Raw genomic sequence first — 26,543 nt, forward strand, 5'->3', positions numbered from 1 at the left:
CTGCTGCGCCTGCCGCCGGCTTCGCTTGGCCGCGAGCTGATGCTGCAGCAGCAGATCACGGTGGTGTACCGCACGCCGCGTGGCGAGGAGCGCCGCGAGATCCAGGCGCTGCTCGAAGCCAATGCGGCTCATACGCGGCTGGCCGCGCTGGCCGGCGGGCAGGTACTGGCGCGCCTGGACTGGGACGGACAGGACCTGCGCGTGGTGCGTTCGCCGTGGGCGCCGGCCGAGTTGGTGCCGGAGCGTATCCTGAGTGAAATGCAGTTGTCGCTGTGGCCGGTGCAAGCCATTGCCGCGGCCTTGCCGCCCGGCTGGCGGCTCGATGCCGAGGCCGGGCGCCGCGTGCTGCGCGCCGGTGGCGAGGTAGTGGCCGAGATTCGCTACCCGGACCCGCAGACCATCGAGTTCGAGCAGTACCGCGACGGCTACCGGCTGACCATCCGCACGCTGCCGGCGGCCACGCAAGGAGGGCCGAAATGAACCATATCTTCATCAATGCGCTGGGCGTGACCTGTGCCCTGGGCGACGGCGCCGATGCCGTGCGCGCGGCGCTTTGGCGCACCGACGGCCCGCCGGGCGGCGAGGTCACGCAGCGCTACAGCGCAGGCCGGCCGCTGCACCTCGGCACCGTCGGCGCGGCGCTGGCGGTGCCGGACACGACGCCGCTGGTGCATCGCACGCGCAACAACGCCATGCTGTACCACGCCGCACTGCAGTGCCTGGCGCAGGTGCAGGCGGCCATTGCCCGGGTGGGCCCGGCGCGCGTGGCGGTCGTGATGGGCACCAGCACCTCGGGCATCGCCGAAGGCGGCGAGGCGGTGACCGGGCGCCGTGCCAGCGGCAATTGGCCAGAAGGCTTCCACTACGGTCAGCAGGAGCTGGGCTCGCCCGCGCAGTTCCTGGCCGGCGCGCTCGGCGTGACCGGCGTGGCGTATACGCTGTCCACGGCCTGCTCGTCGAGCGCCAAGGCGCTGGCCGCGGGCGCCCGGCTGCTGCGCAGYGGCATCGCCGACGTGGTGATCGCGGGCGGCGCCGATACCTTGTGCCCCTTCACCGTCGCCGGCTTCAGCGCGCTGGACTCGGTCTCGGCCGCGCGCTGCAACCCGCTCTCGGCCAACCGCGCCGGCATCAACCTGGGCGAGGGTGCCGCCGTCTTCCTGCTCTCGGCCGAGCCCGGCGAGGTGCGCCTGGCAGGCTGGGGCGAGACCTCGGACGCGCATCACATGTCGGCGCCCGATCCCAGCGGCGCCGGCGCGCAGGCCGCCATGCGGCAGGCCCTGGCGCGTGCCGGCCTGGCACCCGCAGCCATCGACTACCTTAACCTGCACGGCACCGCCACGCCGCAGAACGATGCCATGGAGGCGCTGGCCTGCGCCGCATTGTTTGGCGACGGCGTGCCGCTGAGCTCGACCAAGCCGATGACCGGCCATGCGCTGGGCGCCGCCGGCGCGATCGAGGCAGCGCTGATGTGGCTGACGTTGTCCGGCAACGCGCAAGGCCGCCTGCCCGCGCACTGGTGGGACGGCGTGCCGGACCCGGCGCTGCCGCCCCTGCACGTGGTGGCGCCCGGCGAGACGCTGGGCCATGCGCCGCGCTACGTGATGAGCAATTCCTTCGCGTTCGGCGGCAGCAACAGCGCCGTGATCCTGGGGGCCGGCTGACCATGAGCGTGACCCCGAACATGGCCGGCCCGGCCACCTTGCCGGCGATCGGCGAGGTGGTGCCGCATGCCGGCGCCATGCGCCTGCTGGACGAACTGCTCGGCGCCGACGACGAGCAGGCGGTGGCGGGCATCGGCTTCCTGCTCGGCTCGCGCCGCTACGAGTGCGACCTGGCGGCGTTTCCGGTCGGCAGCGTGCTGACCGTGCGGGCCCGCGCCGAGCTCACCGGCGACAACGGGCTCGGCATGTTCGCCTGCGCCCTGTCGCTCGACGGGCGCGAAGTGGCGCGCGCCAATGTTTCCGTTTTCCAGCCTGCCGACGCGCAGGCTTTCTTGCAAGGACAACAACCATGACGAACCGGACCGTGCTCGTCACAGGATCATCGCGCGGCATCGGCCGCGCCATCGCGCTGCGCCTGGCGCGCGACGGCTGCGATGTGGTGGTGCATTGCCGTTCGCGGCGCGAGGAGGCCGAATCGGTGGCCGACGCCGTGCGCGCGCTGGGCCGCAGCGCGCGCGTGCTGTGCTTCGACGTGAGCCAGCGCGAGCAGGCCGCGGCCGCGCTGCTGGCCGATATCGAGGCGCACGGCTGCTATTACGGCGTGGTGTGCAACGCTGGCATCGCGCGCGACGCTGCCTTCCCGGCCATGACCGGCGAGGAATGGGACGAAGTCATCCATACCAACCTGGATGCCTTCTACAACGTGCTCAACCCCGTGGTGATGCCCATGGTGCAGCGGCGCAAGCCGGGCCGCATCGTCACGCTGTCGTCGGTCTCCGGGCTGGTGGGCAATCGTGGCCAGGCCAACTACAGCGCGGCCAAGGCCGGCATCATCGGCGCCACCAAGGCGCTGGCCATCGAACTGGCCAAGCGCAACATCACCGTCAACTGCGTCGCACCCGGGCTGATCGACACCGAGATGGTGGAAGAACACGTGCTGGAGGAAGCCTTGCGCATGATCCCGGCACGTCGCATGGGCACGCCGGACGAGGTGGCCGCCACGGTGGCGTTCCTGATGTCCGCCGATGCCGGCTATATCACGCGGCAGGTGATCTCGGTCAACGGAGGGATGTTCGGATGAAGCGAGTTGTCGTTACCGGCACCGGCGCCGTTTGCTCGCTGGGCAATGACTGGCCGACCGTGCGCGAGCGGCTGGCCAGCGGCCGCAACGCCGTCGTGCAGATGCACGGCTGGCAGGACTTCAAGGGCCTGAACACGCAGCTCGCGGCACCCGTGCCGCCGTTCGCGCTGCCGGCGCACTACACGCGCAAGGTCACGCGCGCGATGGGGCGCGTGGCGGTGATGTCGGTGCTGGCCAGCGAGGCGGCGCTGCATGATGCGGGGCTTGCCGGCGATCCGCTGGTTACCAGCGGCAGGCTGGGCATCGCCTACGGCTCGTCCACCGGCACGCCGTCGGCGGTGGCGGATTTTGGCCGCATGATGAACGAGCGCAGCACCGAGGATATCAGCGCGACCACCTACATCCGCATGATGCCGCATACCACCGCGGTCAATATCGGCGTGTTCTTCGGCATTACCGGGCGCATCCTCACCACGTCCAGCGCCTGCACCTCGGGCAGCCAGGGCATCGGCTACGCCTACGAGACCATCCGCAGCGGGCGCCAGGTGGCGATGCTGGCCGGCGGCGCGGAAGAACTCGACCCGACCGAAGCCGCCGTGTTCGATACGCTGTTCGCCACCAGCACCTGCAACGATGCGCCCCACACCACGCCGCGCCCGTTCGACAGCGAGCGCGACGGGCTGGTGCTGGGCGAGGGCGCCGGCACGCTGGTGCTGGAGGAGCTGGAGCACGCCCGCGCGCGTGGCGCGCGCATCCTGGCGGAGATCGTCGGCTTCGGCACCAACAGCGACGGCGCTCACGTGACCCAGCCCCAGGCCGGCACCATGGCGCAGGCCATGCGCCTGGCGCTCGAGGACGCGGGGCTCGACGCTTCGGCCATCGGCTACGTCAACGCGCACGGCACGGCCACCGACCAGGGCGACATCGCCGAGTCGCAAGCCACCCACGCGGTGCTGGGCGGCGCGGTGCCGGTCAGCTCGCTCAAGAGCTACATGGGCCATACGCTGGGCGCCTGCGGTGCGCTCGAGGCATGGATGACCATCGAGATGATGCGCGAAGGCTGGTTTGCGCCCACCATCAACCTGGCCACGCCTGACCTGCGCTGCGCGCCGCTCGACCACATCATGGGCGAAGGCCGCCGGCTCGACGTCGACTACGCCATGAGCAACAATTTCGCGTTCGGCGGCATCAATACCTCGCTGGTGTTCCGTCGCTGGGGCCACTAGCCGGCCTGGAGCCGCTCCCGGGCGAGCCGCTCCAGGGCCATCCGCGTTTTTCCTTATCAACAAAACCAAGAAAGGAAGGTCAATGAAACACGCTCTCTCGATCCTGGCAGCCACCGCTGCGGCCGGCATGCTGCTGTCCACGCCCGCCGCGGCGCGCGACACCAAGTACATGCTGCCGTTCCAGGAAGTCCTCGACATGCCCGAGGCGCGGGACAAGCTCGATGGCACGGTCAAGTTCTTCCTGGCCGGCCAGGCGAAACCCAAGGTCCTGGAAACCGGGGAGGGCGACGTGTCCAACCGCAAGACCAACAGCTTCGGCAAGAGCGACGAGGAAGCCTGCCGCTGGGCCGCGCTGTCCGCGCTAATCGCCTTCCAGGACAAGGCCAGGTCGCTGGGCGTCAATGCCGTGGTCGATGTGGTGAGCTACTACAAGAAGGCGGAAGTCGCCAGCCCGACCGAGTACGAATGCCATGCCGGCGCCGTGGTGGCCGGCGTTGCGCTCAAGGGCATCTACGCCAGGGTCGCGGCCCGGTGACCTGCCTGGCCAGCCGCGGCTGAAGCGCGCCATGCAGCCCGGGCTCGTTTACGTACGGGTGGCCGACGTGGCCGCCATGGCCGGGCAGGCGCCGCCGCCCGGCCAGTGGATGAGCGCGCAGGAGACAAGCCGGCTCGGCTCGCTGCGGGCCGGCCAGCGCGCCGCCCAGTTCGTTGCCGGGCGCTGGCTGGCGCGGGCGCTGCTGGCGCAGGCCTGCGGCGGCGCCTGGCAGGACTGGACGCTCGGCGCGGCGCCGGACGGCCCGCCGCAGGCCAGCGGGCCGGCGGCGGCGTTTCTTTCCATTTCCCATGCCGGCGGGCTGGTCGCCTGCGCCGTCGGCGATGCCCCGCTCGGGCTCGACCTCGAACGCGTGCAGCCGCGCAAGGGGCTCGACGCACTGATCGCGGCGGTCAGCAGCGAAGCCGAGCGCGCCGCCATGCCGGCCTTGCTCGCCGCCAGCGACGAGCCGGCGCGGCTCGACGCCTTCTTCCGGCTCTGGACCCTGAAGGAAGCCTGGCTCAAGCGTACGGGCGGCGCCCTGTTCCAGACCATGCTCGGCCAGTCCGTGGCCGTGTCGCCGGCCGCCGGCGCAAGCGCCCATGCCGCCAACGCCTGCACCTGGCGCCACGGCGATGCCATGCTGGCGCTCAGCGCCGGTCCGCCCGCCACGCTCGCCGGGGCCTTGCCCGACGGCATCCGCTACTGGCATCTCGCGGCGGTCGGGCAAGCGGCCTGACGGTCACGCTGCCGGCAAGGCTTTGCCGTGCGTCGGAGACGCGCCTACATCGTGCACGCGCGCCTTCGGGTAGACTGGGTACTGCGAGCGCCTCCGCCCCATGCAGCCGGCTCACCGAGATTCCCGAATACGCGAGGAGAATGTCCCCCATGCATGCAGTCCCATTGCTTGACAGCGGTGCCAACAGCAGTGCCAACGACAGTCCCACCGATAGTCCCACCGAAGCCCCCCTGCGCGACCTGCGGCGCGTCGCCATCCATCCGGATCACTGGTATCCGCTGGCCTGGTCGCGCGAAGTCAAGCGCGGCAAGGCGCATGGCGTGCGCTTCGCGGGCGAGCCGATCGTGCTGGTACGCACCGAATCCGGCGCCGTGTTCGCGCTGGAGGACCGCTGCGCGCATCGGCAGGTGCCGCTGCACGAGGGCGTGGTCGCGGGGGAGTCGATTCGCTGCTGCTATCACGGCTGGACCTACGATTGCACCGGCCGCTGCATCGACGTGCCCTACCTGGGCCGCGAACGGCTGCCCAACGGCGTGCGCTCCTACCCCTGCCGCGAGGTCGAAGGCCTGATCTTCGTTTTCCCGGGCAGCGCCGTGCTGGCCGACGAAACCCCGCTGCCCGCGCTGGGCTCGGTATCGAACAAGGCATACAAGACCCGCCGCTTCGGCCGCGAGGTCAAGTGCCACTACTCGTTCATGCACGAGAACCTGATGGACATGAACCACCAGTTCCTGCACCGCCGGCAGATGGGACAGATGCGCGCCCGCTCGCTGGGCCGCCGGCGCGGCGACGGCTGGGTCGAGGTGGACTACACCTTCTCGCGCGAGGAAGGCAAGCAGCCGGTGGGCGAGGCGCTGGTGTTCGGCGGCGGCAAGGGCGGCCAGAACAACAAGGACGTGATGACGGTACGCACCGGCTATCCGTACCAGACGCTGCAGATCCGCACCTCGGAAGGCACGCTGGTGATGGACCTGTGGATCGTCTACGTGCCGCTCGATGCCGAGCAGCGCACCAACCGCACCTTCGGCCTGCTGTCGATCAAGAAGCCGGGCATCCCCGGCGCGCTGGACCTGGCGTGGCCGCTGCTGGTGTGGTTTACCGAACGGATCTTCAAGGAAGACCGCGAGATCGTCGAGATGGAGCAGGCCGCGCACGATGCGCAGGGAGCGGACTGGAACCACGAGGTGTTCCCGGYCATCAACGAGCTGCGCGAATTGCTGCGCGAGAACGGGGGAGACCTGACGCCGCGCCACGGCTGAGGCGGGCGGCCGGCCTGACGGCTGGCCACCCGGCTGCGGGGCGCGCTACTTGGAGAACCGGTTGCGCTCGTCGCGCTCCAGCGTGGAGCAGGCGGTGCGCAGCATGGCCGAGAAGCGCGTCAGCGCCGGTTCGATGCGGTAGACCGGCCCGGCGATCGAGATTCCGTAGCATTCCCCCGACAGCCTCACCGGCCAGGCGAGCGCCCCCACATCGGGCAGGGATTCGCCCAGGTTGATAAAGCAACCCTGCTCGGCGGAGGCTTTCAGCTCGGCCTCGAGCTGGGCGGCGTCCGCCACCGTGCGCGGCGTGAACCGCTCGAAGCTGAGCTGTCGGATCAGCGCCTGGCGCTCGTCCTCCGGCATCACCGACAAGAGCGCCTTGCCGATCGAGTTGGCATGCAGGTCGCGCCGCTCGCCGGCCGTGGCGATGTAGCGGATGGCGTGCGGGGACTCCAGCACGTCCAGGTACACCACCCACCGTCCCTCATGCAGCTTGCCGATCACCACGGTCTCGCCGGTGGCGGCGCGCAGCTCGTGCATGGTGCCGTGCACGCGATCCAGCACCGGATCGTGGCGCGCGATCTGCTGCGCCATGGCCAGCAGGCGCCCGGTCGGGTAGTAACCCTGGCGGCGGCCGGTTTCGTACAGATAGCCCAGCGAGGTGAGGGTGCGGATCAGCGCCAGGCAGCTCGACGCCGGCACCGCCAGCAAGCGGGCCAGTTCCGAGAGCGAGAGCGCGCGCCGCTCGCGCGCGAACGTTTCGATGATCTCGAGCACGCGCAGCGCCGTCTTCACGTTCATCGGCGGCGCCTTGTTGTCGTTGGCGGTCATGGCTTTGCCCGGCCGCGCCGCGAGGCGGCCACGTACCGGGGCGGGTCGGAAAAGAAGCGCTCATCATAGAGCATCGGCAGGCAGTGCCGCGCGTTGTCCCGCCGGCACCTGCCGGCGCTTACTCCGCCTTCACGCCGAGCGATTTCGCCACGGGGATCCAGCGGGCACGCTCGTCCTGGATAAAGCGGCCGAAGTCCGCGGGGCTGCCGGGCATGGGCTGGGCGCCGATGGCGCGCAGTTTTTCCACCAGGTCCGGGCGCGCCAGCGCGTCGTTGACGGCCTTGTTCAGCTCCGCGACCACCGCCGGGCGCGTCCGGGCGGGCGCCACCACGCCGAACCATGCGCTGGCCTCGGTGCCGGCGATGCCGAGTTCCTTCATCGTCGGTACGTCCGGCAGCAGGGGAAAGCGGTTGTTGTCCAGGATCGCCAGCGCCCGGATCTTGCCGGCGCGGGCCTGCTGCATCGACGACGGCAGCGCGTCGTAGATCAGGTCGATATTGCCGCCGATCAGGCTGATGATGGCCGGCGCGCTGCCGGCGAAGGGCACGTGCGTCACCGTGAAGCCCAGCCTGCTCGACGCGTATTCGCCGGCCAGGTGGGTGATATTGCCGCTGCTGGCCGAGCCCATGGTCAGCTTGCCCGGCTCCTTCTTGCCGAGCGCCGCCAGCTCCCGGGCCGACCTGACGCCCAGCTCAGGCCGCACCGACAGCATCAGCGGTGCCTTGCCGAGGCCGGCCACCGGAATGAAGTCTTTGTCCGGGTCGTAGGGCATCTTGCTGTAGAGCGCGCTGTTGATCACCAGCGGGGCGTTGGAGCCGACGAAGAAGGTGCGCCCGTCCGGCTCGGCCCGTGCCACGGTCTCCGCGGCGATCATGCCGGCGGCGCCGGCCTTGTTGTCGATGACGATGGTCGTGCCGAGCGCCGCCGCGGCGTCGTGCGCGACCAGGCGCGTGATCTGGTCCGCCGCGCCGCCGGGCGGGTAAGGCACGACGAAGCGGATCGGTTGCGCGCGGGACAGCGGCTGGGCCTGGGCGTGGGCCGCCGCCGGCAGCGCGGCAGCCGTGGCGGCGGCAATCGCCGCGGCCACGGCCGCGGGGGTGATGTTTCGCATGGTTGTCTCCTCCGTGTTGGCCTGCTTCGGGCCGTTGTTTTCGGATGTCGGCAAATCAGTCGGCGGCCCGCGAGGCCGGTCAGATCACTCCCTTGCCGCGCAGTGCGGCGATGCGTTCCGGCGGCAGGCCGAGGTGCCCGGCCAGCACCGCCTCGGTATGCTCGCCCAGCGTGGGCGCGGCGCGTTCGTACGCGATCGGCGTGCCCGAGAAGCGGATCGGGTTGGCCAGGCCCGGAGCCTCGACACCGGCGCCGTGCGGCAGCGAGACTTGCATCGCGCGGTGCCTGACCTGCGGGTCTTCGAAGACCTGCTGCATGTTGTAGATCGGGCCGCACGGCACGTTGGCAGCCTCCATGCGCTCGACCCAGTCGGCCATGGTCCGCGCCAGCATGGCCTGCGCGATCTGCGGGATCAGCGCGTCGCGGTTGCGGTTGCGTTGCCCGGCGCTGGCGAAGCGTGCGTCGTCGGCCAGATCGGGGCGGCCGATCACCCTGCACAGCGCCGCGTACTGCGTGTCGTTGCCCACCGCCACGATGACGTCGCCCTCGGCGCAGCGGAACACCTGGTAAGGCACCATGTTCGAATGCGCATTGCCCATGCGCTGCGGCACCTTGCCCGAAAGGAAATAATTGATCGCCTGGTAGGAGTTGATCGTCACCACGCAGTCCAGCAGCGCCATGTCGATGTACTGGCCCTCGCCGCTGATATTGCGGTGCTCCAGTGCGGCCAGGATCGCGGTGCTCGCGTACATGCCGGTCAGCAGGTCGCTGATGGCGATGCCGGACTTGACCGGGCCGCCGCCGGGCTCGCCGTCGGGCAGGCCGGTGATGCTCATCAGCCCGCCCATGCCCTGGAAGACGAAGTCATAGCCGGGCAGCGCGGCATAGGGCCCGGACTGGCCGAACCCCGTGATCGAGCAGTAGACCAGCCGCGGGTTCAGCTTGCGCAGGTCCTCGTAGCCCAGGCCGTAGCGCGCCAGCGTGCCTACCTTGTAGTTCTCCACCACCACGTCGGCGTCGCGTGCCAGCTCGCGGATGATCTCTTGCCCCTCGGGCGCGGCCAGGTCGACGGTGATGGACTTCTTGCCGCGGTTGGCGCTGAGGAAATACGAGGAATCGGCCGTCTCGCGGCCGTCGGCGTCCTTGAGGAACGGCGGTCCCCACGCGCGGGTGTCGTCGCCGGTGCCGGGACGCTCCACCTTGATCACCTCCGCGCCCATGTCGGAAAGGTTCTGGGTGGYCCACGGGCCCGCCAGCACACGCGTCAGGTCGAGCACCTTGATGTGGCCGAGCGCCTTGCGCATAGATCTGTCTCCTTGCGTTGAGGCAACCGCGTTTGCGTGCCTTCTGGTTTTGCAGCCCAGTGTAGGGAGGGCGTGGCATGGACGTCCAATATCCATTTGCGCGCGGGCGATTCACGCCGGATATCGGAGAACGAGGAGGGGGAGGGAAAACGGGGGGGAGCGCGGGGAGGCGCCGGGGCGGCCGGGGAGCCGGCCGGCTTCCCGGTGAGAGGCGAGACGGCGCTCAGGAAGAAGCGGGGGGAGAAGGGGGGAAGAAGCGGAGGAAGACGCCGGGGGAGACGCGCAGAGGCGCGGGGGCGCAGTGGCGGTGCTTGCCTGCTATTGGGTAACTTGGGTAACGGCAGGGGCCGGCGCGCCGGCAGCGCCGCTGGTCCCCGGCAGGCTCGTATGCAAGCCGCCATCCGGGCTGGCCGGCGCATTCGCGTCTGCGGAACTATCCTGCGTCCGCTGCCTGCCGCGCCCGCGGCCGCCGCCGCGCATGCCGCTGCCGCCAGCCGGCGTGGCGTGGTTCTGCCGCAATTCCTGGTTGATGCTGTCCACCGTGCGCGGCGACGGCGTCATGCGCGCGAAGTTGCTGTTGATCGCGTTCATGGCCTCGTCGCCCCCGGTAGGCGAGCCTTGCGCCAGCACGGCGGCCGGCAGGCACAGCACGGCCATCAGGGGAAGCATTCTGAACGGAAGGATGGGGCGGGGCATGGCGGCGTTCTCCGGGCGGACAGGCGATCCGGCCGATGCTAGCCTGCGCCCGCATGGGCGGCAAGGCCGGCGGGCGCGGCTTTGCGTTTCATTCGGCGCGGGCTTGTTTCAACGTATTACCAAGCGGCGCCGGCTGCCCGCGCCTAGCCGATGTTCTGCCCGATGCGCCACAGCACGCCGGACGGATCGATCAGCACGAAGTCGCGCATCTTCCACGGCTGGTCCTGCGGCGGTACCAGCCTGACGCCGTAGCGCCCGCCGATATCCTGTTGCTGCACCTTCTGCCACCATGCCTCCACGTCTTCCACCAGCAGGTGCATCATCAGGTTCTCGGCGAACTCCCGCACATAGAAGTTCTGCAGCAGGAAGCTGCAATTGCCGTGGTGCAGGTAGGCCAGCGTGTCGTCATGCCAGGGCGAGGCAAAGCCGAGGTCCTGGTAGAACTGCCGGGACAGGGCAAAGTCGCGCGCGGGCACGAAGGCCTTGAGTTCGGTGGCGGTCAGGTTGGCCATGTTGCTCCAGGGTACGCGAGGGTTGCGCGGGCCAGCGCTCAGAGCTGCGCCGCGTGGTGCCGGATATGGTCTTCGATGAAGGTCGAGATGAAGTTCGGCCGGCAGCTCGGTGCAGGCGATGCCGAACAGTTCCTGCGTGAGGTAGCTTTCCATGCGCCAGTGCTGGCGCCAGGGCGCCTGCGTGGCGTCGACGTAGAAACCGGCGCCGGCGCCGAAATCCCATGACTCGGCCTCGCCGGCGATGCCGGTGTCGCGCGGGCTGGTATCGGGCGCCACCAGGATCAGGCCGTGCTCGGCGGCGGCACGCTGGGCGCCGGCCTTGATCATGAAGGTTTCCTCGGTGCAGGTCAGGCCCGCCAGGTAGAACAGCGCGGGCAGGCGCCGCGCCGGCGTGGCCAGGGCCGCCGGCGGCAGGAACACCGAGAAGCGCATCGGCAGGCCGATGGTGCCCGAGGCGTGCCGGTAGAAGCGCTGGACGCCGCCGAAGCAGCCGTGTTCGGAGAGCAGTTCGAGCATGGCGCGCCCCGGCTCAGTACAGCACGACCGAGCGGATCGACTCGCCGCGCTTCATCAGGTCGAAGCCCTCGTTGATGCGCTCCAGCGGCAGGGTGTGGGTGATGAGGTCGTCGATATTGAGCTTGCCTTCCATGTACCAGTCGACGATCTTCGGCACGTCGGTGCGGCCACGCGCGCCACCGAAGGCCGAGCCCTTCCATTCGCGGCCGGTGACCAGCTGGAACGGACGGGTGGAGATTTCCGCGCCGGCTTCGGYCACGCCGATGATGATCGACTTGCCCCAGCCCTTGTGGCAGCACTCCAGCGCCTGGCGCATGACCTTGGTGTTGCCGATGCACTCGAAGGAATAGTCGGCGCCGCCGTCGGTGAGCTGGACGATATGGTCCACCACGTTCTCGACGTCGTTCGGGTTGATGAAATGGGTCATGCCGAACTTGCGCGCCATCGCCTCGCGGCCCGGGTTCAGGTCCACGCCGATGATCTTGTCGGCGCCGACCATCCTGGCGGCCTGGATCACGTTCAGGCCGATGCCGCCGAGGCCGAACACCACCACGTTCGCACCCGCTTCCACCTTGGCGGTGAACAGCACCGCGCCCACGCCGGTGGTCACGCCGCAGCCGATGTAGCAGACCTTGTCGAACGGTGCGTCGGGGCGGATCTTGGCCAGCGCGATCTCCGGCACCACGATGTGGTTGGCGAAGGTGGAGGTGCCCATGTAGTGGAAGATGGGCTTGCCGTCGATGGAAAAGCGCGAGGTGCCGTCSGGCATCAGGCCCTKGCCCTGGGTGSAGCGGATCGCCTGGCACAGGTTGGTCTTGCGCGACAGGCAGAACKTGCACTGGCGGCATTCCGGCGTGTAGAGGGGGATCACGTGGTCGCCGGGCTTGAGCGAGGTCACGCCCGGGCCCACTTCGGTGACGATGCCCGCGCCCTCATGGCCGAGGATGGCCGGGAAGATGCCTTCCGGATCGGCGCCGGACAGGGTGTAGTAATCGGTGTGGCAGATGCCGGTGGCCTTGATCTCCACCAGCACCTCGCCGGCGCGCGGGCCGTCCAGGTCGACCTCTTCCACGGTCAGGGGGGCGCCGGCTTTCCAGGCGATGGCGGCTTTGGTCTTCATGATCGTTTTCCTTGGTGGTGGCGGCGTCGGGCGGGCCGGCGCGGTGTCGGGGCGGTGTCGGGGCGTGCAACCATAGCCGGTGCCGGGCTTCGGGGGAAGGGCGGGCGCCAGGCGATGTTTTCGTCAGGGAAGAATATACGACCATCCGGCTGGCCGCGGACGCCCGAAGCGGCGGATTTGGCCTTCTGCGCTTCCGGTTTGGCCAGCCTCCCCGGTGCAGCGTGCCCTGTGGATCCTGCGCGCCTTGTCCGATCCGCAGGTGCGTCGCCTGTCCGACGTGGCGCGCGCCACCGGCCTTGATCCCGCCACCGCATCGCGCCTGCTGGAGTTGCTGGTGGCCGAAGGCTTTGTCACGCGCGACAGCGCCCGCCGCTTTGGCATCGGCCCGGAGATCTTCCAGCTGGCCGATGTGGCGCAGCGCCGCGTGGACCTGCGCGCGCTCGCGCGGCCGAGCCTGGAGCGGCTGGTGGAAGCGTTCGGGGACACGGCGGTGCTGACCCTGGCCAGCCGGGGCGAATCGGTGGTGGCCGATATCGAGCTGGGCACCTTTCCGATCCGCGCCAACTATGTGGAAATCGGCACCCGCCGCCCGCTCGGCGTGGGCGCCRGCAGCCTGGCCGTGCTGGCATGGATGCCCGACGCCGAGCGCGCCGCCCGCGCCCGCCTGGGCAAGACCCGGCGCGCGCGCTATCCGCGCCTGACCCCGGAGGTGATCAGCGAGCAGATCGACGCTGCGCGTGGCCGCGGCTACGCGCTGTTCCTGGACTGGGTGGTGGACAAGATGGGCGGCATCGCCGTGCCGCTGCTGGACTACGAAGGCCGGCCCATGGGGGCGTTGAGCGTGGCTGCGCTGAGCGAGCGCATCCTGGCGCGCGAGGCCAGGATGGCGCGCCTGCTCAAGGAAGAAGCGCGCCGCATCACCAGCGCCTGGGCGCGCAGGGTCCTGGTGGACTGATACGTGGCGGCCGCGCTGGTGCCGCTTAGTTGCGCAGGCCGGCCCGGTCGCGCACGAAGCGTTGTTCCAGCACGGTGGCGCCCCATTGCCGGCCCGGCGCCTCGTCCGCCAGTGCGAAGCCCGCGGATTCATAGAGATGGCGCGCGGCGTCCAGCCCCTGGAAGGTCCACAGGTAGGTCTGCGCGTAGCGCGCATCGGCGAATGCCAGCGCACGTTCCAGCAGCTGCCGGCCGATGCCGGTTCCGCGCAGCGACGCATCGGCGATGAACCAGCGCAGGTGGGCCAGCCCGCTGGCAGGGTCGCCATCGATGGCAATGCTCGCCTGCGTCCGCCCGCCTTCGAGGTAGAGCCACAGTCCCTTGTCGGGCGAGGGCAGCGCGGTCGCGAAGGCGGCAAGTTCGGTGGCCACCTTTTGCTCGAAGAAGCTGCCGAAGCCGGCCAGTTGCGCGTAGAAGCGCGCATGCTGGCTTGCGATATCGCCGATGCATCCCGGCTGGTAGCCCTCCACGATGCCGGCACCGGGGCTGGCATCGCCCGCATTGGCGGCGCTGGCGTTGTCGACGGCGAGCGCATCGGCATAGATCGCCACGGCGCGTACCAGCGATTGCTGGTCGGCGGGCGTGAGCCGGCGCAGCGCGCGCGACACCTGCTCGGTGGCGAACTGGTCGATCCTGGCGCGCAGTTGGGCGCCGGCGCCGGTCAGGCGCAAGGTCGCGGAGCGGGCATCGTCGTCCGCTGCCGTGCGCGTCACCAGGCCCATTGATTCCAGCTTGGCCAGTTGCCTGCTGGTGTTCGACTTGTCGAGCCGCAGCAGGCTGGCCAGGTCGCGCGCCTGGATGCCCGGCGCCAGGCCGATCTCGATGATGGCGTGCACGGCCGAGGGCGACAGCTGGCTGTCCGCCAGCGTGGATCGCATGAAGCCCAGTTCCCGCACGAGCTTGCGGGAGAAGGTGCGAAGCGCGGCGATGGTGTCGTCGCGCGATTGCGGCGGCGGTTCGATCAGGTCCATGGCGGTAGCAGGATGTTGCGGTTCGCAACCATATTAGTTGCGAACCGCAACTTCTTCAAGCCCTTTCCACGGCGCGCACAGCGCACAGCGCGCCGGGCAGCGCGCCACCAAAGCCGCGGCCCGGGCAGGTGGCGGGCTAGCTGGCCTTCCCCCGCAGCAACGGCGCCAGATCATCCGGCACCTCGACCTCGAAGCGCAGCACCGCGCTGGCCAGGGCCTTGCCGTAATTGTCGAGCGCCAGGCTGCGCGACACGCCGCCGCCCAGTGCGCCGTGCGCGACGAAATTCAGCACCTGCAAGCCGTCGKCCTCGAAGCGCTCGACCTTGCCGGTCACCACGCCGCCATAGAGCGCCTTGAAGGCGTCCGCGGTGAGTTGTGCCTTGAGGCAGGGATAGAAGGCGGGTTCGTAGGCAATCACCGAGGTGTTGGAGATATCGCCCTTGTCGCCGGATCGGGTATGCGCCAGGCGCCGTAGTGAAACCTTCATCGCGGGGACCTCAAAAGTAGTGGATTTCGGAGCTGACCTGCGTGCGCGGCACCAGCGCGGACCACACGCCGATGATCTCGCGCGTGCGTTCCTGGTGCGGCACGCGCTTGCCGGTGGAAGCCAGCCCGCACACCGCCATGCTGTCGATCTCGCGGCCCACCTTGGCCGCTTCGGCGCGGGTGCGGGTGCGCGCGGCCACCCGCACGGCGATCTCGTTGGGCTCGCAGGCCGGCGCCGGCGAAGCATCCCCGTGGATGGCATTGACGCCAAGGAAGTCGATGCGCAGCGCCTGCGCGTCCAGCCCCGCCAGCCGGAACCGGTGCTCCAGGATGGTCTTGGCCAGCCGCGCCTTCTCCAGGCAGCCGGGCCCGGCGTAGAAGAACATGTCCTCGCCGATGAAGCCCTCGGTGCAACCCAGCGAGACCTTGAGCGTGGGCGTGCGGGGCGATCCGCTGACGCCGCTCACGCGGACCTGGTCGGGGYCGACCTGTTCCAGTTGCGCCGTGGTGAAATCCACCACCACGTCCGGCGTGATGTAGCGGCGCGGGTCGTGCACCTCGTAGAACATCTGTTCCTTCACCGTCTGCAGGTCGATGCGGCCGCCGGTGCCGGCCACCTTGGAGATCACGGCGGTGCCGGCTGCATCCACTTCGGCGATGGGGAAGGCAAGGTTCCAGGGCTCGGGCACGTCCTTGTAGCCGGGATCGCCGAAGTAGCCGCCGGTCACCTGCGCGCCGCATTCGAGCAGGTGGCCGATGGCGCTGCCGCGCGCCAGCAGTTCGATCTCGTGCGCGCCCCAGCCGAAGCTGTGCATCATCGGCGCGAGGAACAGGGAGGGATCGGCCACGCGGCCGGTGACCACGATCTGCGCGCCGGCTTCCAGCGCGCGCACGATGGGCTCGGCTCCTTCGTAAGGCTCGGCGGAAATCAGCGAGTCGCGCAGCGTGGCGATGGGCGCGCCGCTTTCCAGGATCTCCAGCGGCTGGCTGCAGATGCCGCCGGTCAGGTCCGTGGTGGTGACGGCGGCGATCTTCACGCCGGGCAGGCCGAGTTCCTCGCACAGCCGGGCGATGTGCCGCGCCGCGCCGAGCGGATTGATCCAGCCCTGGTTGCTGACGATGCGCGTGCCCTGGGCAATGCAGTGCGGCAGCACCGCGCGCATGCGCTCGTCGAGGTAGGTGTCGTAGCCTTCGAAGGCGGGGTCGCGCCGCTTGCGCACCTGCGCGGCGGACACCGTGGCCTCGGCCATGGTTTCGAAGCAGAGGAAGTCGAGCTTGCCGTGCTGCGCGCTGAGCGCCGCGGGTTCGACGCGGTCGCCCCACCAGCCCGAGCCCGAGCCGATGCGGATGGTCTTTGCTGCCATGAGGGAATCCTTGGTTCGCTGTTGGGTGTCTACTGGGCCTGGATGCCGGCGCTCCTGATCACGCGCGACCATTTCTCGGTGTCGGCGCGGATCACGGCGGCGAAGGCGGCCGGCGTGTCGCCGCCCGGCACCGCGCCGAGCTGCTCGATACGCTGCCTGACCTCCGGCGTGGCGAGGATGCGCGCCACCGCCTGCTGCAGCCGCGTCACCAGCGCAGGCGGCGTGCCGGCCGGTGCCAGCAGGCCGAACCAGGAATTCACCACATAGCCGGGCAGGCCGGATTCCGCCACGGTGGGCACGTCGGGCAGCACGGGCGCGCGCTGCGGGCTGGTCACCGCCAGCGCGCGCACCTTGCCGGCCTGGATCTGCGCCAGCGCCGACGGCAGGTTGTCATACATGAGGTTGACCTGCCCCGCCAGCAGGTCGGTCATGGCGGGCGCGGCGCCCTTGTAAGGCACGTGCTGCATCTTCACCCCGGCCATGCTGTCGAGCAGTTCGCCCGAGAGATGCGGCGAGCCGCCGGTGCTGGTGGACGCATAGTTGAGTCCGCCCGGCCGCTGCTTTGCCAGCGCGACCAGCTCGGCCACGGACTTGACCGGCAGCGTGGCGTTGGTCAGCAGCACATTGGGCGAGTTGGCCACCAGCGTCACCGGCGCGAAGTCCCYGGCCGAGTCGTATGGCATGCGCGCGTAGATGAACTGGTTGGTCACCTGGGTGCCGAGCGTGCCCATCAGCAGGGTGTAGCCGTCCGGCGCGGCCTTGGCCACGGCGTCCGCGCCGATGTTGCCGCCGGCGCCGGGCCGGTTATCCACCACCACGGTCTGGCCGAGCGCCTCGCCGAGCTTGAGCGCAACCAGGCGCGCGAGGATATCGGTGGTGCCGCCGGGCGTGAATGGCACCACCAGCCGGAGCGGCTTGGCAGGATAGGTGTCGGCAGCATGCGCTGTTTGCGCGGGCAGCACGAGCTGGGCGCACAGGGCGGCGCAGGCCATGGCGGCGAGGCGCAGGGTGACGCGTCGGTTCATCGTTGTCTCCTGGCAGGCGCCGCCGAAGCGGCGGCACGCGCTGATGGCACTGCGTGCGCGGGTGCGCCGCAGCATTTCGTTGATTGAAATCTTTTGCCGACGATCTTATTCACGCGCGGTTCGCAGCGTCAAACAATGGCTGCGAATTTTCATTGAATGAAAATCCGGGGATTTTTGCGCGGGCTCCCGGCGGCTCCGAGGGGAGTGGCTCGCGGCACCGCCGCGGGCGGGCGCGCCGGCGCGTGCGCGCTGCCGGTTGCGCAGGGGCGATGCCGGTGCGTTGGATCAAGTGGGCGTGCTTAGCGTCGGGGGGCGTTGCACTGCGGCTTCGCTGCCGCGCCGCGCCTGCCTGCGCGGTGGACGGCCGCGCGGCGGAGCGCGGCCATGGGCGGCCGGGCGGCCGCCCAGGATTCAGTAGCTGGAGTAGGGTTGCGGATATTGCTGCTGGTAGCCTTGCTCGTAGCCTTGCTGATACGGCTGCGGATACTGCTGCTGGTAGTAGGGCACGGCCTGTACCGGCTGCGGACCGCACGGCACGTAGGCGCGGTGGTAGCTGCTGTAGCAATAGCCCGGGGGCGGCGAGTAGACCGGCGCCGGCGCGGCCATGGCGACCGGCTGGCTGATCACGGCTGCGCCGACGGCCAGGCCAACCAGCGCACCGATGGCCAGCGCTGCCGCGCCGGCGCCGCTATCGCCGCGGTCGCCGCGCCCGTGCGCCGAGGCTGGCCCGGCCGCGAGCAGCGAGGCGGCGAGCAGGCTCGCACCGAGGACACGAACTGCACGGTTGGCACGAGTGGGATTGCGCATGACGGGCTCCTGGATCCTGATGGGGGCCAGCGCAAGCGTGCTGGCCATGAGGTCATCCTAAGCCCAAGGTGTCACTGCAATATTACGGCGCGGTTAGCAGATGTAACGCCGGGGCGACGGCGCACGCCCGTTTCTCCGGCCTTGCCTTCAGGGGGCCGGACGAGCCGGCGGCGGTGGCGATTGGGGTGGCGCAGGCGGCGGCGCTTCGGCCGTCCCGGCTGATGGCGGCGGTGCTTTCTTCTGGTGATGCTTGTGCTTGTGCTTCTTGTGGGGCGCGGGCTGGTGCGGCAGCGGGGTTTGCGTGGCGCGCTCGCCCTGGGCGCGCTGCGGCTGGGGCGGCGGGAGTTGCGACAGCTGGGCATGGGAGACCCCGCCCAGGGTCAGGGCCATGGCGAGCATGGCCGCCTTGAGGGTAAGCAGGCGTGATTGCATGGTGGTTCTTCGAATCCTCGGTGCTTGGTTAGTAATATTCCGTCACCATTATCAGCGGGCCGGAGGCGGTGCAATGCAGGACGAAGGCGGATTCGTGCATCGGCGTTGCCGCGCTGGCAACCTTGCAGGCGTGCCGGGTGCCGCCGTGCCCCGGCTCCGGTCGCGTCATGCCCTGCCTGTGCCGCCGGGTGCCGGTTCCTGTCCGGCCGCCGGCAGTGCCGCCCCGGCATGGCCTTCATGCTGCCGTCCCAGCCACCAGCCCAGCCATGCCCAGGCCAGCGCCAGCGCCGCGCCGGTCAGCGCCACCACGGCGGGGTGGCCGGAGAGGGCATCGATGGCTGTCTTGATCCAGGCGCTGATCGCGTCGCCGGCACGGTAGACGGCGGTGTCGATCACGTTCTTGGCCTTGTACTTGGTCTCGGCGTCCACCACGGTAAACAGCATCTCGCGGCCGGGCCGCAGCAGGGCGTACTCGCCCACGCGGCGCAGGACCATTACCGCGGCCAGCACGCCGAAGGCCGGCCACAGCGCCAGTACCAGGAAGCCGGCGGCCACCGAAAGCGGCACCGCGCTCAGCAGCAGGGTCACGCCATAGCGCCGCGCAATGCGTCCTGAGAAGAAGACCTGCACCAGGATGGTCAGCGCCTGCACGATGGCGTCGATGGCGCTGAACACCTGGGTCTGCTGCGTGCGGCTGGGAAAGGTCTGTGCCACCAGCCTGGCCTGCTCGAAGTAGAGGAAGGTGCTGGCGGTAGCCAGCAGGATCACGAACAGGCTGATGCCAAGCAGGTAGCGCGAGCGTGCCACCAGCGTGAGTCCGGCCCACAGCCCGCCGCCGATGGGCTTGGCCGGATCCTGCGCCACCACCGGATCGTCCGCCCTGGCCACGCCCGCGCCGGCGCGCTTGCGCCAGCCGAACAGGAAGCCCGCGCCCGGCAGCGTTGTCGCCAGCAGCGCCGCCGACAGCAGCATCAGCCCGGTCAGGCCGATGCGCGGGACCAGCCAGCCGCCCAGCAGCGGACCGGCCAGCCCGCCTGCGCTGGCGCCCGCTGCCAGCAGCGCGAACAGGCGCCGTGCCTGGCCGGGACGGAATACGTCCGCCATCAGGCTCCATGCCACCGACACCACGAACAGGTTGAACACCGACAGCCAGACGTAGAACGCCCGCGCCATCCAGATGCTGTCAGGTACTGCGCGCGTGGCCAGCGCGAATGCCACCAGGTTGGCCACGAAGAAAGCGTAGACCCACGGCACGAAGCGGCGGCGCTGCAAGCGCGCGCTGCACAGCCCGTAGATGGGGATGGCCACCAGCATCACCACGAAGGTGGCGGTAAACAGCCACTGYAGATTCTGCACGCCGCCGGCGATGCCCATGGTTTCGCGCACCGGGCGCAACATGAAATAGCTGGCGAACAGGCAGAAGAAGAACAGGAAGCCGGCTGCCACGGCGCTGCCCTCGCCGGGCTGGATGCCTAGCCCGTGGCGGGCCGCGCGCGCGGTGCCGGTCATGGCGCGCTCACGCCAGCAGCGCGGCGATCTGCGCGCGCTGGCGAGCGTCGGGCATGCGGCCAAGGCCGGCGCCAAGGTTGTCCTGCATGTTCTTCGGCTTGGACGTGGCGGGGATGGCCGCGGTCACGGCCGGATGGCTGACGATGAATTTCAGGAACAACTGGCCCCAGGAGGCGCAGTCGATCTCGGCGGCCAGCGGCGGCAGCGCGCGGTCCTTGACGGTGCGGAACAGGCGGCCGTCCTGGAACGGGCGGTTGACCAGCACCGCCACGCCGCGCTCCTGGCACAGCGGCAGCAGCGCGCGCTCGGCGTTGCGCTCGGCCAGGGAGTAGTTGAGCTGGACAAAATCCAGCCGCTCGGCGCGCACGATCTGCGCCAGCGCTTCGTGCGTGTCCTCGCGGTAGTGGGTGATGCCGATATAGCGCGTCTTGCCCTGTTCCTTGAGCTGGCGCAGGAAGCGCAGATTGTCGCGCCAGTCGATCAGGTTGTGTACCTGCAGCAGGTCCACGCCGTCGCTGTGCAGGTCGCGCAGCGATTGTGCCCACTGCGCCTGCGCCGAGCTGCCGGCCGAGGTGGAGATCTTGGTGGCGAGGAACACCTTGCCGCGCGCGTGCGCGCCTTGCAACAGGTCCCCGGTGACGGGTTCCGCGCTGCCGTAGCTCGGCGCGGTGTCGATCACCGCGCCGGGCGTCTGCAGCAGCAACGCCAGCACCTCGGCCAGCGGCGCGCGCTCGCTGGCTTCGGTGCCCACGTTGAAGGTGTCGGCGGTGCCCATGCCGATCACGGGGAGCGTGTCGCGCGTGCCGGGGATCGGGCGGCGCAACGGGCCCTGCGCCGTTGGCCCGGTGGCGGTCCACGCGCCGCCGGACAGGCCGAGGGCCGCGGCGAGACAGGTGCTATGGCTAAGGAAACGGCGTCGATCGGGTGACATGGCGATCTCCCTGCAAGGCAGGCGGACATCTTCTCACAGAAGGCAGTCCCCCGTTGACGGCCGGACGCGCGCCGTTCCCGCAGTGCTTGCCTTGGCCGCCGCCTTTGCGCCAGCGGCAACACCCGATTGCAAAATGAAATCCTGGGTCTGACAATGCCGGGCAACAGAGGCCGGGCGCCTTTCGCCACGGCCCGCGGCCACCCGGCCACAGGGGAGACCAGACACCACCATGCGCACCCAGGTAGCGATCATCGGCGCCGGCCCGGCGGGCCTGCTGCTCGGGCATCTGCTGCGCCGCGCCGGCATCGATGCCGTGGTGCTGGAGGACCGCAGCCGCCGGCACGTGGAGGCGCGCATCCGCGCCGGTGTGCTGGAGCAGAACACGGTGGACCTGCTGGTGGCGTCCGGCGTGGGCGGGCGGCTGCAGAGCCAGGGCATGCGGCACGACGGCATCGACCTCCTGTTCGGCGGCAGGCGCCATCGCATCGACCTGTCCGGGCCGACGGGCGGCCGCGCCATCACGGTGTACGGCCAGCACGAGGTGGTCAAGGACCTGATCGCCGCGCGCCTGGCGGATGGCGCGCCCTTGTACTTCGAGGCCGGCGAGGTGGCGCTGCACGACATCGGCGGCAATGCGCCCTTCGTCACGTTCCGGCACGGCGGGCGCGGCCGCACCCTGCATTGCGACTACATCGCTGGCTGCGACGGCTTCCACGGGGTGTCCCGGCAGGCCATCCCGGTCGCCGCGCTGCAGCTGTTCGAGCGCAGCTACCCGTTTGCCTGGCTCGGCATCCTGGCGCAGGCCGCGCCTGCCGCGCAGGAACTGATCTACGCCAGCCACGAGCGCGGCTTCGCGCTGTTCTCGATGCGCTCGCCCGAGATCACGCGGCTCTACCTGCAATGCCGTCCCGACGAGGATCTTGCGCAGTGGCCGGACGCGCGCATCTGGCAGGAGCTGCACGCGCGCCTCGAGACCGGCGACGGCTGGCGCCTCAACGAGGGGGCGGTGCTGCAGAAGGGGGTGACGCCGATGCGCAGCCATGTGGTCGAGCCGATGCAGCACGGACGGCTGTTCCTGGCCGGCGACGCAGCGCATATCGTGCCGCCGACCGGCGCCAAGGGCATGAACCTGGCGGTGGCGGACGTACGCACGCTGGCGCATGCGCTGGCTGCGCACTACCGCGACGGGCGTGGAGATCTGCTCGCCGCCTACTCCGCGACCTGCCTGCGGCGGGTCTGGCGCGCCGAGCATTTCTCGTGGTGGATGACAGCGCTGCTGCACCGCTTTCCGGATCACACCCCGTTCATGGCGCGACTGCAGCGCGCGGAACTGGAGTACGTTGCGGCGTCGCCGGCCGCCGCCGCGGCGCTTGCGGAAAACTACGTCGGCCTGCCGTTTGCCCGTATCGAGGGCGAATAAGCCGGCCCAATCAGCACAACAGGAGGTTTTCATGACACAGCGCGGTTGCCCCGCATCGCCACCGACACCGGCATCGCAGCCACCGCAGCCCGGGGCGGGCCGGCCATGACCGGCACGCTGGCCGGGGTACTGTTCGACGGCGTGGCCTATGGCTGCCTGCTGTTCCTGATCAGCGTGGGGCTGTCGGTCACCATGGGGCTGATGAACTTCGTCAACCTGGCGCACGGCGCCTTCGCCATGTTCGGCGGCTACGTGGCGGTGGTGCTGATGAGCCGGGCCGGGGTGCCATTCCTGGCTACGCTGCCGCTGGCCTTCGCCGGGGCGGCGGCGGTGGGCTGGGTGCTGGAGCGCACCCTGTACCGGCGGCTTTACCGCGCCAGTCATCTCGACCAGGTGCTGTTTTCGATCGGGCTGACCTTCATGTCGATCGCCGGCGCCACCTACCTGTTCGGGCCCGGGCAGCAGCCGGTGGAACTGCCGGGCTTCCTGCGCGGGCAGGTGCGCCTCGGCGGGCTGGACCTTGGCGCCTACCGGCTGTTCCTGATTGGCGTGGTGGTGGCGATCACCGCCGCGCTGGGCTGGCTGGTCGCGCGCACGCGCTTCGGCGCGCAGGTGCGCGCGGCGGTCGACAACCAACAGGCGGCGCGCGGGCTCGGCATCAACGTGGAGCGCGTGTTCAGCCTGACCTTCGCGCTCGGTTCCGCGCTGGCGGGGCTGGGCGGGGGGCTGGGCATCGATGTGCTCGGCCTCGATCCCGCCTTCCCGCTCAAGTACATGGTGTACTTCCTGCTGGTGGTGGCGGTGGGCGGCGCGGGCACCATCCGCGGGCCGCTGGTGGCGGCGCTGCTGCTGGGCGTGGCCGACGTGGCCGGCAAATACTACGTGCCCGCGGTGGGCGCCTTCGTCATCTATGCGCTGATGGTGCTGCTGCTGGTGCTGTTCCCGGCCGGCCTCTACGGGAGGCGGGCATGAGCGCCGTGGACAAGGCCCGCGCCCCCGCCGTGGCGGACACGAAGGGCAATGCGCGCGGCACGCGGCTGCCGGACGGGCGCTGGCACCCCGGCGAGATCGTGTTCTGGCTGCTGCCGGTGGCGGCGTTTTTCCTCCTGCCGGGCTACCTGATCCTCGGCAGCCAGGTGCTGATCACCGGGCTGTTCGCGCTCTCGCTGGACCTGCTGCTGGGCTACGCCGGCATTGTGTCGCTCGGGCACGCGGCCTTCTTCGGGCTGGGCGCCTATACCGCCGGCCTGCTGGCCGCGCATGGCTGGGGCGAGCCGCTCAGCGGATTGCTGGCCGCCGCCGCGGTGGCCGGTGCGGCAGGGTGGCTGGCGAGTTTCCTGGTGGTGCGCGGTGGCGACCTCACGCGGCTGATGGTGACGCTCGGCATCGGGCTGATGCTGTTCGAGGCGGCCAACAAGGCGGCCTTCATCACGGGCGGCGTGGATGGCTTGTCGGGCGTGACCATGGCGCCGCTGCTCGGCCTGTTCGAGTTCGACCTGTTCGGCAAGACGGCCTATCTCTACAGCCTGGCGGTGGCCTTCGCGCTGTTCGTGCTGGTACGCAGGCTGGTGCAGTCGCCGTTCGGACTGTCGCTGCGCGGCCTGCGCGAAGGGGCACGCCGGATGCCGGCACTGGGGGCGAACGTGCCGCGCCGGCTCGGCGYGGTGTTTGCCGTGGCGGCGGCGCTGGCGGGCGTGGCGGGCGGCCTGCTGGCGCAGACCACCCAGTTCGTCGGCATGGACGTGCTGGGCTTTCCGCGCTCGGCGGAACTGCTGGTGATGCTGGTGCTGGGCGGCACCGGGCGGCTGTATGGCGCCTTGCTGGGGGCGGCGGCCTTCATGATCGCGCAGGATGTGCTGGCCGGCATCGATCCGGTCTACTGGCAGTTCTGGATCGGCCTGCTGCTGGTGGTGATCGTGCTGTTTGCGCGCGGTGGCCTGATGGGGGCCATCGACGTGGTGCGCGGCGCCCTCGGGCGCGTCGCGCGCAAGGGGCAGCCATGACCGCGATGCTGCGTACCGAAGGCCTGTCCAGGTCCTGGGGCGGCTTTGCCGCCAACAGCGATATCTCCCTGCGCTTCGCGCCTGGCGCCCGCCATGCGCTGATCGGGCCGAACGGCGCGGGCAAGACCACCTTCATCAACCTGCTCACCGGGGCGCTGCCGCCCACCGCCGGCAGCATCTGGCTCGGCGACGAGRACATCACCAGGCTGCCCCAGCACGCGCGCGTGCGTCGCGGCATGACGCGCACCTTCCAGATCAACACCCTGTTCCCGGGGCTGACGGTGCTGGAATCGGTGGTGCTGGCCGTGGCCGAGCGCAGCGGCGCCTGGCGCATCTGGGGCCGCACCGTAGCCTCGCAGCGCGCGCTGGCGGACGAAGCCATGGCCGTGCTGGCCAGCCTGCGTCTCGACGCCGACGCCGATACCGCGACGCGCAACCTGCCTTACGGCAAGCAGCGCCTGCTGGAGATTGCGCTGGCGCTGGCCACGCGGCCGGCCATCCTGCTGCTGGACGAACCCGCCGCCGGCATCCCGGCCGGCGAGAGCGCGGAGCTGTTCGGCGTGATTGCCGCCCTGCCGCGCGATATCACCATCCTCTTCATCGAGCACGACATGGACCTGGTATTCCGCTTTGCCGAGCGCATCACGGTGCTGGTGGGCGGCCGCGTGCTGGTCGAAGGCACGCCGGCGCAGATCGGCGCCGACCCGCGCGTGAAGGAGGTCTACCTCGGGGAGGCCGCGCATGACTGAGCTGCTACGGGTGGAGGGCCTGGCGGCGGGCTATGGCGACGCCGTGGTGATCGACGACATCGGCTTCACGTTGCAGGCAGGCGAAAGCCTGGCCTTGCTGGGCCGCAATGGCGTGGGCAAGAGCACGCTGCTGATGACGCTGATGGGCCTGACCCGGCAGCGGCGCGGCGGCCTGCACTGGCAGGGGCGCGACCTGGCCCGCATGGCCACCCACCAGCGCGCCGCGGCCGGCCTGGGCTGGGTGCCGCAGGAGCGCTGCATGTTCGCCTCGCTGACCGTGGAGGAGCACCTCACCGCGGTGGCGCGCCCGGGGCACTGGAACGTAGCGCGCGTCTACGAAGTCTTCCCGCGCCTGCGGGAGCGGCGCGCCAACCTGGGCAACCAGTTGTCCGGAGGCGAGCAGCAAATGGTTGCAATCGGACGCGCGCTCATGGTTAACCCGTCTCTACTATTACTGGATGAGCCGATGGAGGGTTTGGCGCCTATCATTGTTCAGGAATTGCAGCAGGTGATTCGCCGGCTGATCGAAGACGGCGGCATGGCGGTGATCGTGGTGGAGCAGCATGCGCGCCTGGCGCTAGGCATGACCCGGCGCGCCATGGTGCTCGACCGGGGCAGGGTGGTACATGAATCGACCAGCGCGGAGTTGCTGGCGGACAAGGGCAAGCTGGACCGGATGCTGGGCGTTGCCTGAGCCATGGCTGCGGGCCAAGCCCATTCCTTTCAAGGCGGGTAGTTCCGGGGGACTATGGAAACCCATGAGCAGAAGCGTCTGGTCAACGCCTATATCAAGCGTTACAGCCGGTATGACCCGGCCATTGGCCGGCACGAGGTACGTTCGTTCTGGGTGTGGCAGGCCTGCGACTGGCTCTGCGTCAACGACCCGGCGGGGCTCTGGGAACTGGTGCTGGCTGTCCTGGGCCGCACCGACAGCGCCCGGGTGCTCGCCGCGCTGGCAGCCGGCGAGCTCGAAGACCTGATCGAGTACCACGGTCCGGCATTCATCGGGCGCATCGAGCAGCAGGCCGCGCGCGACCCGCGCTTTCGCCGCCTGCTGTGCAATGTGTGGCGCAGCTCCACGCCCGAGGTATGGGCGCGCGTGCTGGCCGCCAGCGATGGCAATTTCAACGAGGTGCCGCAGCGCGCGATGTGGGTCTGCTATGAGGTGCGCGTGAATGCCGAGCCGTGCGAGCCCGCCGCGGGCAGCGCCGCGCAGGCGGGGCAGGCCGGGCAGGCGGACGGCGCGGGCAAGGCGCCCGCCCGCAT

Annotated in this window: 29 protein-coding genes; 15 read left to right on the forward strand and 14 right to left on the reverse strand. The window is 70.0% G+C overall.

Features of this window, described 5'->3' with window-relative positions; genetic code table 11:
* The 8 genes from AC1DO7_RS32840 to AC1DO7_RS32875 form a co-directional block, all read left to right on the forward strand.
* On the forward strand, positions 1–480 hold a 480-nt coding region (locus AC1DO7_RS32840), incomplete at its 5' end, for a DUF3261 domain-containing protein (RefSeq protein WP_477117042.1).
* Positions 477–1,661 (forward strand): beta-ketoacyl-ACP synthase, encoded by a 1,185-nt coding sequence (locus AC1DO7_RS32845; RefSeq protein ID WP_441621336.1) that lies wholly within the window; start codon positions 477–479, stop codon positions 1,659–1,661. The genes AC1DO7_RS32840 and AC1DO7_RS32845, both read left to right, overlap by 4 nt.
* Before the next feature lie 2 nt (positions 1,662–1,663).
* Positions 1,664–2,014 (forward strand): hotdog family protein, encoded by a 351-nt coding sequence (locus AC1DO7_RS32850; RefSeq protein ID WP_477117043.1) that lies wholly within the window; start codon positions 1,664–1,666, stop codon positions 2,012–2,014.
* The gene (fabG, locus tag AC1DO7_RS32855; protein ID WP_441621332.1) at positions 2,011–2,742 is read left to right on the forward strand and encodes a 3-oxoacyl-ACP reductase FabG; all 732 of its coding nucleotides are present in this window, start codon (positions 2,011–2,013) and stop codon (positions 2,740–2,742) included. The genes AC1DO7_RS32850 and fabG overlap by 4 nt, the downstream gene beginning before the upstream one ends.
* Positions 2,739–3,968, forward strand: a complete 1,230-nt coding sequence (locus AC1DO7_RS32860) for a beta-ketoacyl-ACP synthase (protein ID WP_441621330.1) — start codon at positions 2,739–2,741, stop codon at positions 3,966–3,968. The genes fabG and AC1DO7_RS32860 overlap by 4 nt, the downstream gene beginning before the upstream one ends.
* 82 nt (positions 3,969–4,050) lie before the next feature.
* Positions 4,051–4,503, forward strand: coding sequence for an excinuclease ATPase subunit (locus AC1DO7_RS32865; protein ID WP_441621328.1), 453 nt, complete (start codon positions 4,051–4,053; stop codon positions 4,501–4,503).
* Positions 4,504–4,534: 31 nt separating this feature from the next.
* Positions 4,535–5,239 (forward strand): 4'-phosphopantetheinyl transferase family protein, encoded by a 705-nt coding sequence (locus tag AC1DO7_RS32870; RefSeq protein WP_441643488.1) that lies wholly within the window; start codon positions 4,535–4,537, stop codon positions 5,237–5,239.
* 149 nt (positions 5,240–5,388) lie between these two features.
* A complete protein-coding gene (locus AC1DO7_RS32875; protein WP_477117044.1) occupies positions 5,389–6,498 on the forward strand; it encodes a Rieske 2Fe-2S domain-containing protein in 1,110 nt (369 codons plus the stop codon).
* 45 nt (positions 6,499–6,543) lie between these two features.
* Here AC1DO7_RS32875 and AC1DO7_RS32880 read toward each other — a convergent pair whose 3' ends face one another.
* The 6 genes from AC1DO7_RS32880 to AC1DO7_RS32905 all read right to left on the reverse strand — a co-directional run bounded on the left by AC1DO7_RS32880 (position 6,544) and on the right by AC1DO7_RS32905 (position 12,587).
* Positions 6,544–7,299, reverse strand: coding sequence for an IclR family transcriptional regulator (locus AC1DO7_RS32880; protein WP_441623963.1), 756 nt, complete (start codon positions 7,297–7,299; stop codon positions 6,544–6,546).
* Positions 7,300–7,447: 148 nt separating this feature from the next.
* Positions 7,448–8,440 carry a Bug family tripartite tricarboxylate transporter substrate binding protein gene (locus AC1DO7_RS32885; RefSeq protein WP_441623925.1) on the reverse strand — a complete coding sequence of 331 codons (993 nt, stop codon included), beginning with the start codon at positions 8,438–8,440 and terminating at the stop codon, positions 7,448–7,450.
* 79 nt (positions 8,441–8,519) lie between these two features.
* Positions 8,520–9,743, reverse strand: a complete 1,224-nt coding sequence (locus tag AC1DO7_RS32890; protein ID WP_477117045.1) for a CaiB/BaiF CoA transferase family protein — start codon at positions 9,741–9,743, stop codon at positions 8,520–8,522.
* Between the two features lie 318 nt (positions 9,744–10,061).
* Positions 10,062–10,439, reverse strand: a complete 378-nt coding sequence (locus AC1DO7_RS32895; protein WP_441623929.1) for a hypothetical protein — start codon at positions 10,437–10,439, stop codon at positions 10,062–10,064.
* A gap of 143 nt (positions 10,440–10,582) precedes the next feature.
* Positions 10,583–11,467 (reverse strand): alpha/beta hydrolase-fold protein, encoded by an 885-nt coding sequence (locus AC1DO7_RS32900; RefSeq protein WP_477117046.1) that lies wholly within the window; start codon positions 11,465–11,467, stop codon positions 10,583–10,585.
* A gap of 13 nt (positions 11,468–11,480) precedes the next feature.
* Positions 11,481–12,587, reverse strand: coding sequence for an S-(hydroxymethyl)glutathione dehydrogenase/class III alcohol dehydrogenase (locus tag AC1DO7_RS32905; RefSeq protein ID WP_477117047.1), 1,107 nt, complete (start codon positions 12,585–12,587; stop codon positions 11,481–11,483).
* Between the two features lie 214 nt (positions 12,588–12,801).
* On the opposite strand from AC1DO7_RS32905, the gene AC1DO7_RS32910 reads away from it, so the two are divergent.
* A complete protein-coding gene (locus AC1DO7_RS32910; protein WP_477117048.1) occupies positions 12,802–13,542 on the forward strand; it encodes an IclR family transcriptional regulator in 741 nt (246 codons plus the stop codon).
* A gap of 25 nt (positions 13,543–13,567) precedes the next feature.
* Here the strand turns inward: AC1DO7_RS32910 and AC1DO7_RS32915 are convergent, their stop codons facing one another.
* The 8 genes from AC1DO7_RS32915 to AC1DO7_RS32950 all read right to left on the reverse strand — a co-directional run bounded on the left by AC1DO7_RS32915 (position 13,568) and on the right by AC1DO7_RS32950 (position 21,105).
* On the reverse strand, positions 13,568–14,551 hold the full coding sequence (locus AC1DO7_RS32915) for a bifunctional helix-turn-helix transcriptional regulator/GNAT family N-acetyltransferase (protein ID WP_441623938.1): 984 nt from the start codon (positions 14,549–14,551) through the stop codon (positions 13,568–13,570).
* Between the two features lie 136 nt (positions 14,552–14,687).
* Positions 14,688–15,038 carry an AtuA-related protein gene (locus tag AC1DO7_RS32920; protein ID WP_477117049.1) on the reverse strand — a complete coding sequence of 117 codons (351 nt, stop codon included), beginning with the start codon at positions 15,036–15,038 and terminating at the stop codon, positions 14,688–14,690.
* 10 nt (positions 15,039–15,048) lie between these two features.
* A complete protein-coding gene (locus tag AC1DO7_RS32925) occupies positions 15,049–16,401 on the reverse strand; it encodes an acyclic terpene utilization AtuA family protein (protein WP_477117050.1) in 1,353 nt (450 codons plus the stop codon).
* Positions 16,402–16,430: 29 nt separating this feature from the next.
* Entirely contained in the window at positions 16,431–17,426 is a 996-nt protein-coding gene (locus tag AC1DO7_RS32930) for a Bug family tripartite tricarboxylate transporter substrate binding protein (protein ID WP_477117051.1), read from the reverse strand.
* Positions 17,427–17,837: 411 nt separating this feature from the next.
* On the reverse strand, positions 17,838–18,233 hold the full coding sequence (locus AC1DO7_RS32935) for a mechanosensitive ion channel protein MscS (protein ID WP_441623945.1): 396 nt from the start codon (positions 18,231–18,233) through the stop codon (positions 17,838–17,840).
* Positions 18,234–18,380: 147 nt separating this feature from the next.
* Positions 18,381–18,665, reverse strand: coding sequence for a hypothetical protein (locus AC1DO7_RS32940; protein ID WP_441623947.1), 285 nt, complete (start codon positions 18,663–18,665; stop codon positions 18,381–18,383).
* A 165-nt stretch (positions 18,666–18,830) separates the two neighbouring features.
* A complete protein-coding gene (locus AC1DO7_RS32945) occupies positions 18,831–20,174 on the reverse strand; it encodes an NTP/NDP exchange transporter (RefSeq protein ID WP_441623949.1) in 1,344 nt (447 codons plus the stop codon).
* Positions 20,175–20,181: 7 nt separating this feature from the next.
* Positions 20,182–21,105: an aldo/keto reductase gene (locus AC1DO7_RS32950; RefSeq protein ID WP_441623951.1), complete on the reverse strand. Its 924-nt coding sequence runs from the start codon at positions 21,103–21,105 to the stop codon at positions 20,182–20,184.
* Between the two features lie 229 nt (positions 21,106–21,334).
* On the opposite strand from AC1DO7_RS32950, the gene pobA reads away from it, so the two are divergent.
* The 6 genes from pobA to AC1DO7_RS32980 form a co-directional block, all read left to right on the forward strand.
* Positions 21,335–22,525, forward strand: a complete 1,191-nt coding sequence (pobA, locus tag AC1DO7_RS32955) for a 4-hydroxybenzoate 3-monooxygenase (protein ID WP_441623953.1) — start codon at positions 21,335–21,337, stop codon at positions 22,523–22,525.
* A 105-nt stretch (positions 22,526–22,630) separates the two neighbouring features.
* Complete coding sequence (locus tag AC1DO7_RS32960; RefSeq protein WP_441623965.1) at positions 22,631–23,497, forward strand: branched-chain amino acid ABC transporter permease; 867 nt, start codon at positions 22,631–22,633, stop codon at positions 23,495–23,497.
* Positions 23,494–24,528: a branched-chain amino acid ABC transporter permease gene (locus AC1DO7_RS32965; RefSeq protein WP_477117052.1), complete on the forward strand. Its 1,035-nt coding sequence runs from the start codon at positions 23,494–23,496 to the stop codon at positions 24,526–24,528. Before AC1DO7_RS32960 ends, AC1DO7_RS32965 begins: the two co-directional genes overlap by 4 nt.
* Entirely contained in the window at positions 24,525–25,277 is a 753-nt protein-coding gene (locus AC1DO7_RS32970) for an ABC transporter ATP-binding protein (protein ID WP_477117053.1), read from the forward strand. The genes AC1DO7_RS32965 and AC1DO7_RS32970 overlap by 4 nt, the downstream gene beginning before the upstream one ends.
* Positions 25,270–25,971, forward strand: a complete 702-nt coding sequence (locus AC1DO7_RS32975; RefSeq protein WP_441623959.1) for an ABC transporter ATP-binding protein — start codon at positions 25,270–25,272, stop codon at positions 25,969–25,971. Before AC1DO7_RS32970 ends, AC1DO7_RS32975 begins: the two co-directional genes overlap by 8 nt.
* A gap of 54 nt (positions 25,972–26,025) precedes the next feature.
* On the forward strand, positions 26,026–26,543 hold a 518-nt coding region (locus tag AC1DO7_RS32980), incomplete at its 3' end, for a DUF6869 domain-containing protein (protein ID WP_441643486.1).

This window comes from Cupriavidus sp. 05N40 (assembly GCF_056397305.1).